6 protein-coding genes and 1 pseudogene are annotated in these 7,360 nt (G+C 72.5%); 5 read left to right on the top strand and 2 right to left on the bottom strand.

What is annotated here, in order from left to right:
• A partial coding sequence (locus tag ACWGIG_RS35210) for a penicillin-binding transpeptidase domain-containing protein (protein WP_453325773.1) occupies window positions 1-1,447 on the top strand: 1,447 nt, incomplete at its 5' end.
• Window positions 1,448-1,598: 151 nt separating this feature from the next.
• On the opposite strand, the gene ACWGIG_RS35205 is transcribed toward ACWGIG_RS35210, so the two are convergent.
• Window positions 1,599-2,051 carry a hypothetical protein gene (locus tag ACWGIG_RS35205; RefSeq protein WP_453325772.1) on the bottom strand — a complete coding sequence of 151 codons (453 nt, stop codon included), beginning with the start codon at window positions 2,049-2,051 and terminating at the stop codon, window positions 1,599-1,601.
• 263 nt (window positions 2,052-2,314) lie between these two features.
• Between ACWGIG_RS35205 and ACWGIG_RS35200 the strand changes: the two genes are divergently transcribed.
• Window positions 2,315-2,650, top strand: coding sequence for a hypothetical protein (locus tag ACWGIG_RS35200; RefSeq protein WP_453325771.1), 336 nt, complete (start codon window positions 2,315-2,317; stop codon window positions 2,648-2,650).
• 40 nt (window positions 2,651-2,690) lie between these two features.
• Here ACWGIG_RS35200 and ACWGIG_RS35195 read toward each other — a convergent pair.
• Window positions 2,691-3,646: pseudogene (locus ACWGIG_RS35195) on the bottom strand (alpha/beta fold hydrolase).
• Window positions 3,647-3,783: 137 nt separating this feature from the next.
• Here ACWGIG_RS35195 and ACWGIG_RS35190 point away from each other — a divergent pair.
• From ACWGIG_RS35190 to ACWGIG_RS35180, 3 genes are read left to right on the top strand one after another with little or no spacing between them, the layout of a single operon-like run.
• Window positions 3,784-4,461, top strand: coding sequence for a TetR/AcrR family transcriptional regulator (locus tag ACWGIG_RS35190; protein WP_453325770.1), 678 nt, complete (start codon window positions 3,784-3,786; stop codon window positions 4,459-4,461).
• A gap of 10 nt (window positions 4,462-4,471) precedes the next feature.
• A complete protein-coding gene (locus ACWGIG_RS35185; protein ID WP_453325769.1) occupies window positions 4,472-6,076 on the top strand; it encodes a TIGR03086 family metal-binding protein in 1,605 nt (534 codons plus the stop codon).
• A gap of 45 nt (window positions 6,077-6,121) precedes the next feature.
• Window positions 6,122-7,330 (top strand): cytochrome P450, encoded by a 1,209-nt coding sequence (locus tag ACWGIG_RS35180; protein WP_453325768.1) that lies wholly within the window; start codon window positions 6,122-6,124, stop codon window positions 7,328-7,330.
• Window positions 7,331-7,360: the final 30 nt, after the last annotated feature.

Genomic DNA, 7,360 nt, shown 5'->3' with positions numbered 1-7,360 from the left:
GGGCGACACCACGACGGCGGCCGGGCGGACCGACGACGCGAAGGCCGCCGGCGCCGCGCTGCGCGACTTCAAGGAGCATGCGCACCTCACGGCCCAGGTCCTCCGGGCGGGCGCACCGGCCGCTGCGCGGGTTCCGTTCTCGGTGAAGGCCGAGTTCGCGTACGAGGGGGCTCGCGCGCCCCTGACGTACGACACCGCACTCACCGTGGTGCGACGGGCCTCGGACGGCGAGGCGGTCGTCCACTGGGAGCCCCGGGTTCTGCATCCCCGGCTGGGCAGAGGGAAGCGGCTGTCGGTGCAGGAAACGGGGGCCGCTCCGGTCAGCGCGGTGGACCGGGACGGGCGGCCTCTGGACGCTCGGGTGTTCCCCTCGCTCGGCCCGGTCGTGGACGCTCTGCGGCGGGAGTTCGGGAAGACGGCGGGCGGCAGGCCCCGTATCGAGCTGCGCGTCGAGCCTCCGTCGGCGGGGAGCGCGGATGCCGAACCACCGAGTGGCGCGGCGCTGCTGTCCGTCGCCGAGGGCGCGCCCGGGCGGCTGCGGACCACCCTCGACGCACGGGTGCAGAAAGCGGCCGAGCGTGAGGTCGCTCTGCGCGCCGACGCCTCGATCGTGGTGCTCAAGCCGTCGAGCGGGGAGATCCTCGCGGTCGCCAACTCCCGTGCGGGCGGCCCGAACACGGCCCTGGAGGGTCGCCTCGCGCCAGGCTCGACGATGAAGATGATCACGGGTTCGCTGCTGCTGGAGAAGCGGCTGGCCGCTTCGGACAAGCCGCATCCGTGCCCCAGGACCGCGTCGTACGGTGGCTGGCAGTTCCACAACGTCGACGACTTCGACATCCGCGGCGGTACGTTCCGCAGCAGTTTCGCCGCGTCCTGCAACACCGCCTTCATCACACAGGCCGACAAGGTCGCGGACGAGGACCTGGCCCGGCAGTCCCGGGACGTGTTCGGGATCGGCACGCGCTGGGCGGTCGGCGTCCCCGCGTTCGCCGGAGCCGTGCCCGTGGAGCACGCCGCTTCGAAGGCGGCCTCGATGATCGGTCAGGGCCAGGTGCGGATGAACCCACTGACCATGGCGTCGGTCATTGCCACTGCCAGGACGGGACGGTTCGCACAGCCGTACCTCGTGGCGCCTGCTCTCGACCACCGCACGCTCGCCACGGCGCGGCGGCCACTGGATGCCGCTGCGCACGAGCAGCTGAGGGACCTGCTGCGTACGACGGCGACTTCGGGTTCGGCGTCCGGCTCCATGCGGGGGCTGCGCGGCGACGTCGGGGCGAAGACCGGGTCCGCGGAGGTCATCGGGCAGGAGGAGCCGAACGGCTGGTTCGCGGCCTGGCACGGTGACCTCGCCGCTGCCGCCGTGATGCAGCGCGGCGGCCGGGGCGGCGAATCCGCGGGCCCGCTCGTGGCGGCCGTGCTGAGAGCGGTCGACGCCGGTCGGTGAGCAGCGGGCGGCACCGGCGCCCCGGGGCCGACGTCGGCTCTTGGCGAGCAGGGGTCGGCGCACGCGCTCCGCCGATGGCGATGGCGATGGCGATGGCGATGGCATGACGTGGCCCCGGGTCCGAGGAACCGGGGCCTTGTCGGGGAAACTGCTAGCAGTTGAAGGTGACGGTGGCTCCCATCTGCCCGAACGCCGGCTTCACCCGGATCTCGGGGGTGGCGAGGTTGTTGCCCCAAGCGACCGAGATCTTCCGGTGTGGGGAATCGGGGTCCATCGCGGGGACCGAGAACCACACCAGTTGGTTCTGCTCGTTGAAACCCTTCACTTCGGCCAGCGCGACGCCCTTGCTCTGCAGGACCAGGTCGTACCCCTGCATGTAGCCGGGGTGGCCCGCGGTCGAGGTGTTCGCTTTGCCGTGCTGCCAGTCGGAACCGATGGGAGCCGTGGCCAGCCCCGAACAGCCCGCCTTCAGAGCGGCAGCGGCGGGGGCCTGTGCCGCACCGGCCGGGGCCGGAACCGCGGCGGGCGCGGGGGCGGCCGCCAGCAGCGACGCCCAGCAGAGGACGGTGAGGGGAAGGGCTGCGGTACGAACGATCCTGTGCACTGACTCTCCCATTCGAAGGACACCCGAGGGGTTTGCCGGCCGTTCCACGGGATCTCCGCGGACGACCGGGTGGCAGCCACCGGTGCGGCTGCACAAGATCACCATTGCCGGGCCCGCTGTCGCCCCGGTCACTTCCCGGTCACTCCCTCATGCGGCCCGGCCTCTCCCCCCGGCCTGCCCGCGTCCCGTCTGAGTACCTCACGCCCAGCGGCCTGAGTATCCGCCCCGATCCCCCGCCGGGCTCCCGCTGTTGGAATACGGGCATGACCACACCGCCCCCGGCCGCCGCGCCCGCCGCCAACCGCCCGCACCTGCGCCGCGTGACCACCGCGGGGTCGGCGCTCGCGGTGGCCCTGACCCCGCTGGTGGTCGGGGTCCTGGTGGCCAAGGGGCTCGCCGCCGACCCGCACGCACCCGTCAACGCCCTGATCTCCGGGGGCGGGCAGCGCGCCGGGCTCCCCCGCGCCGAGTGGAGCCGCCGCTGCCACACCACGATGCGCAGGCTCAGGACGGCCCGCCGGGACACCGCCCGGCGCTGCCGCCCACAGCGGCGAAGGCGTGCGGAGGACAGCCGTCCGGCTGCGGGCCGCGCCGTGTGAGTGCGTCGTGTGCCCTCTGCACCGTCCGCGCCCTGCTGAACTACGCGCCGGAAGGGTCGCGGTCCGTGGCCGGGGTGAGGGCGTCGGCGTCGTCCATGAAGCCGAGCATCCGGGTGTTGACCAGGTCCGGGTGGTCGATCTGCGGTCCGTGCCCGGTGGCGGCGATGATTTCGGCGCGGGCGCCGGGTATCAGCCTCGGTACGCGTTCGAGCTGCCGTTGCGGGTGTACGAGCAGGCTCTTCTTGCCCATGACCAGGTAGAACGGCGCCCGGATCGAGCCCAGTTCTTCGTCGGTCAGCGGCAGCGGGGCGGGGCGGGGCGGCGGATCCGGAACGCCCTGACGCCGGCCCGGATCATCGTGCGCAGTTCGGGGACGGCGAGGACGGGCTGTTCCAGCCAGGAGGCCAGGCGTGGGCGCAGCGCCTTGGGTGCGAAGGTGGCGAAGAGGCCGGCGAAGACCCAGACGAAGAAGCGCAGACCCACCTTCTCCAGGCCGCCGGGGTCGAGGGCGGTGACCGAGGCGATCCGGCCGGGCCGCCGGTGGGCCTGGTTGATGACCAGCCAGCCCCCGTAGGAGGAGCCGACGAGGTGGACCCGGTCGAGGCCGAGTGCGTCGAGCGCCTCGTCCATCCACTGGGCCGCGCGCTCGGGCTGCCACATGGGTTCGCGGTGGATGCTGCGGCCGGCGTCGCCGGGGGTGTCGAGTGCGTAGACGGGGCGTTCGGCGCCGAGTGCCGGGGTGTTGGGGTACCACTGGGCGGAGCAGCCGCCGGCGCCGTGGACCAGGACGACCGGGGTGCGGGACTCGGCGGCCGGGTCGGCGGGCCCGTACCGGTAGACGTGCGTGGTGCCGAAGCTGGTCTCCACGTCCGTCTCGGAGCGGGCCGGTGCACCCATCGCGAAGACTGCGTCACAGGCCTCGAAGTAGCGGTCGCGCAGGGTGTCGTTGACGTAGCGGCCGACGTCACGGCGCGTGCGGGTCGGGCTCTCGGGCACGGGGCAACCTCCGGGAAGATCCATTCTTTGTGATACGAACGTACCATGATGTTGATACGGCTGTACCATGACGAGGTGCCGATGCACGGGAACGAACCGGACAGCGAGCCCACACCACCGGGCGGAGACTGGAGCACATGCCGAAACGCGTGGACCACGAAGAACGGCGCACCCAGATCGCCGAGGCACTCGTCCGGGTCGCCGGACGGCGCGGACTGCACGCCGTCGGGATGCGCGACGTGGCGGCCGAGGCGGGGGTCTCGCTCCGCCTCGTGCAGTACTACTTCCAGACCAAGGAGAAGCTGCTCTTCCACGGGCTCCAGCACCTCACCGACCGCTTCACGGCCCGTGTGGGTGCCCGCCTCGCCGCCACGGGCCCCGATCCGGGCCCGCGCGCGACCGTCGAGGCCCTGCTGCTCGCTTCCCTCCCGACCGACGAGGAGAGCCGCACCTTCCACCTCCTCTACAGCTCCTACGCGATCCTGTCCGTGACCGACGGGGCGCTGGCCGCCCAGCCCTTCATCGACAATCCCGACGCCGCCGAGAACGCCCTCGCGGGCCTGCTCGAACAGGCCCAGGAAGCAGGACTGGCCGACCCCGGCGCCGACGCGCGCACGGAGGCCGTCAGCCTGCTCGCCATGGCAGCGGCCATGGGCACCAGCATCCTGGTGGGCCAGCGGAAGCAGGAGTCCGCGGTCGCGGTGCTGCACCACCACCTGGACCGGATCTTCACCGCCGGCGCCCGCCCCGGCGCCGGCACCGGGCGATTCACCACCGGCACCCGCCCCGGGGACGCTGCGGCGCCGGGGAGTTGACTCTCCCCCCGTGGGAGACCCAAAGGTGGAGTACATGCACGTCGACGGCGACACGTTCTGGACCATCGGAGAGGTGGCCCGCAAGACCGGGCTGACGGTGAAGCTGATCCGGCACTGGTCCGACATCGGAGTGGTGCACCCGTCCCACCGGACTCCCGCCGGGTACCGGCTCTACGGCACCGAGGCCCTGGCCCGTCTGCAATGGGCGCAGACGCTGCGGGGGCTCGGCCTGGGGCTGGCGGCCGTCCGGGACGTACTGGAACGGGAGGGCTCGCTGGCCCAGGTGGCCGCGGCCCACGTCGACGCGCTGGAGGCGCAGATCCGCACCCTGCGCACGCAGCAGGCCGTGCTGCGCTCCGTCACCCGCCGCGACACGACCGCCGAAGGACTCACCCTCATGACCGAAATAGCGCGCATGTCCGCCGCCGAACGCCGTGCCGTCATCCACGACTTCGTCACCGGAACACTGGGCGAACTGGACGTTCCCGCATACCGGCGGGGCCTGCTGGCGGCCACTCCGGAGCTTCCCGCCGATCCCACGGACGAACAGGTCGACGCCTGGCTCGAACTGGGCGGCCTCGTCCGTGACCCCGCCCTGCGCGCCGGTCTGCGCCGCATGGCCCGCTACGCGGCCGCACACCCTGCGGACGACAGCGCGGAGGGCGTCTCCGGGGCAGCGGACGCGGAACGGGTCACGGACCACTGGTTCCGGCAGGTGACAGCCGCAAGGCAGCAGGGGATCGCCCCGGACTCGCCGGCCGCGGACGCCGTGGTCGCCACCGTCGTCGCCACATGGATGCCGACACAGCCCGTGCCTGCCGACGGCGCGCTCGTGGACGGCGTACGGGCCAGACGGCTGCTCCTGGAACAGCTCGACGCCGCGTCCGAGCCCCACGTCGAGCGGTACTGGCAGCTGCTGTGCGTCATCAACGGCCGGCCAGCGCGGCCGAGCCTGGCCGCAGCCGGTCAATGGCTGAGGACGGCGCTCCGGGCCAACCCCGCCCCAGGGACGCGGGCGGCGGGCCTCGGCGAGATCTACGACGCCGGGGAGCAGGCATGGGGTCCGGCCGGTGTGCTCCACGCCTGCGAAGCCGTCCTGGACGCCGTGCGCACCCTTGTCGAGGCCGTGGAGCCGGGTGAGTTCGGCCGACCGACGCCGTGTGCCGCATGGGACGTACGCATCCTGCTCGACCACCTGGTCTGGGAGAACCTGCTGTGGGCCGGCCTCGCCGAGGGCGCGCCCCGCTCCGACTTCGCCGCCGACCATCTCGGTGACGACCACGCGGCAGCGTTCCGTGCCGCTTCCCGGGCCGCACGGTCGGCATTCCGCCGCCCCGGCATGCTCGAACAGCGGTACGGGCCTGCTCCCGGGCGGCGGCTCGTCGAGCAGCTGACGATCGAAATGCTGGTGCACGGATGGGATCTGGCACGGGCCACCGGTCGCCCGTTCGAGGGCGTCGGCCCTCTGGCCGAGGCCGCCCTTCCCGTGGTGGCGGAGATCTACGGCGGTCTCCCCCGCACCGCAGGCGGTTCCTTCGGCCCGCCGCAGCCGGTGTCCGAGGACGCTCCTCCCCTCGACCGGCTGGCCGCCTCTCTGGGCCGCACGGTCACCTGAAGCTCCGTCTGGCCATGGCGGGGGCGGGGCGGCTAGCGTCCGTCCATGGATGCCGATTTCGACCCGTGGTCGCCCGAGTTCCTTGCCGATCCCTGTCCCGCCTACGCCGCGTTGCGCGAGCGGGGTCGGGTGCACTGGTTCGAGCCGACGCAGCAGTGGCTGGTGCCGCACCACGCCGACGTGTCGGCGTTGCTGCGCGACCGGCGGCTGGGGCGTACGTACCAGCACCGGTTCTCGCACGAGGAGTTCGGCCGCCCCGCACCGCCACCCGGGAACGAGCCCTTCCACGTCCTCAACGACCACTGCATGCTCGACCTGGAGCCGCCGGACCACACCCGGATCCGCCGCCTGGTCTCCAAGGCCTTCACGCCCCGCACGGTCGCCCAACTCGTCCCCTACGTCGAGGAGTTGGCGTCCGAGCTGGTGGCGGGGCTCGTCGCGGAGGGCGGGGGCGACCTCCTCGCTTCCGTCGCCGAGCCGCTGCCGGTGGCCGTCATCGCGCACATGCTGGGCATCCCCGCATCGGACCGGAAGCCGTTGCGGCCCTGGTCCGCGGACATCTGCGGGATGTACGAGCTGAACCCGTCGCCCGAGGTGGCCGAGCGGGCCGTCCGGGCCTCGGTCGAATTCTCCTCGTACCTGCGGGAGCTGATCGCCGTACGGCGCAGGGATCCCGGTGACGACCTGCTCTCCGGGCTCATCGCCGCGCACGAGGACGGGGAACACCTGAGCGAGCAGGAGGTGATCTCCACCTGTGTGCTGCTGCTGAACGCCGGCCACGAGGCGACCGTGAACGCCACCACGAACGGCTGGTACGCGCTGTTCCGCAATCCGGCGCAACTGGCGGCGCTGCGGGCGGACCCGGTGGGTCTTGTGCCCACGGCGGTGGAGGAGCTGATGCGGTACGACACCCCTCTGCAGCTCTTCGAACGGTGGGTGCTCGACGACATCGAGGTCGACGGGGTGAAGATCGGGCGGGGCGCGGAAGTCGCCTTGCTGTTCGGCTCGGCCAACCACGACCCTGCGGTCTTTGCGCGGCCGGGGCAACTGGACCTGGCCCGGCCGGAGAACCCCCACATTTCCTTCAGCGCGGGCATCCACTACTGCATCGGCGCCCCCCTGGCCCGTATCGAACTGGCTTCCTCGATGCGTGCGTTGCTGGCTCGGGCGCCGGGTCTGCGGCTGGCGGCAGAACCGGAGCGCAGGCCGAACTTCGTCATGCGGGGGCTGCGGGAGCTGATCGTCGAGGTATGAGAGCGGGCGGCAGCGCACACCCCTTCGGTG

Source organism: Streptomyces sp. NPDC054863 (genome assembly GCF_053610825.1).
The sequence above is the reverse complement of the archived record's forward strand: the minus strand, read 5'-3'. Positions and strand labels throughout refer to the sequence as shown.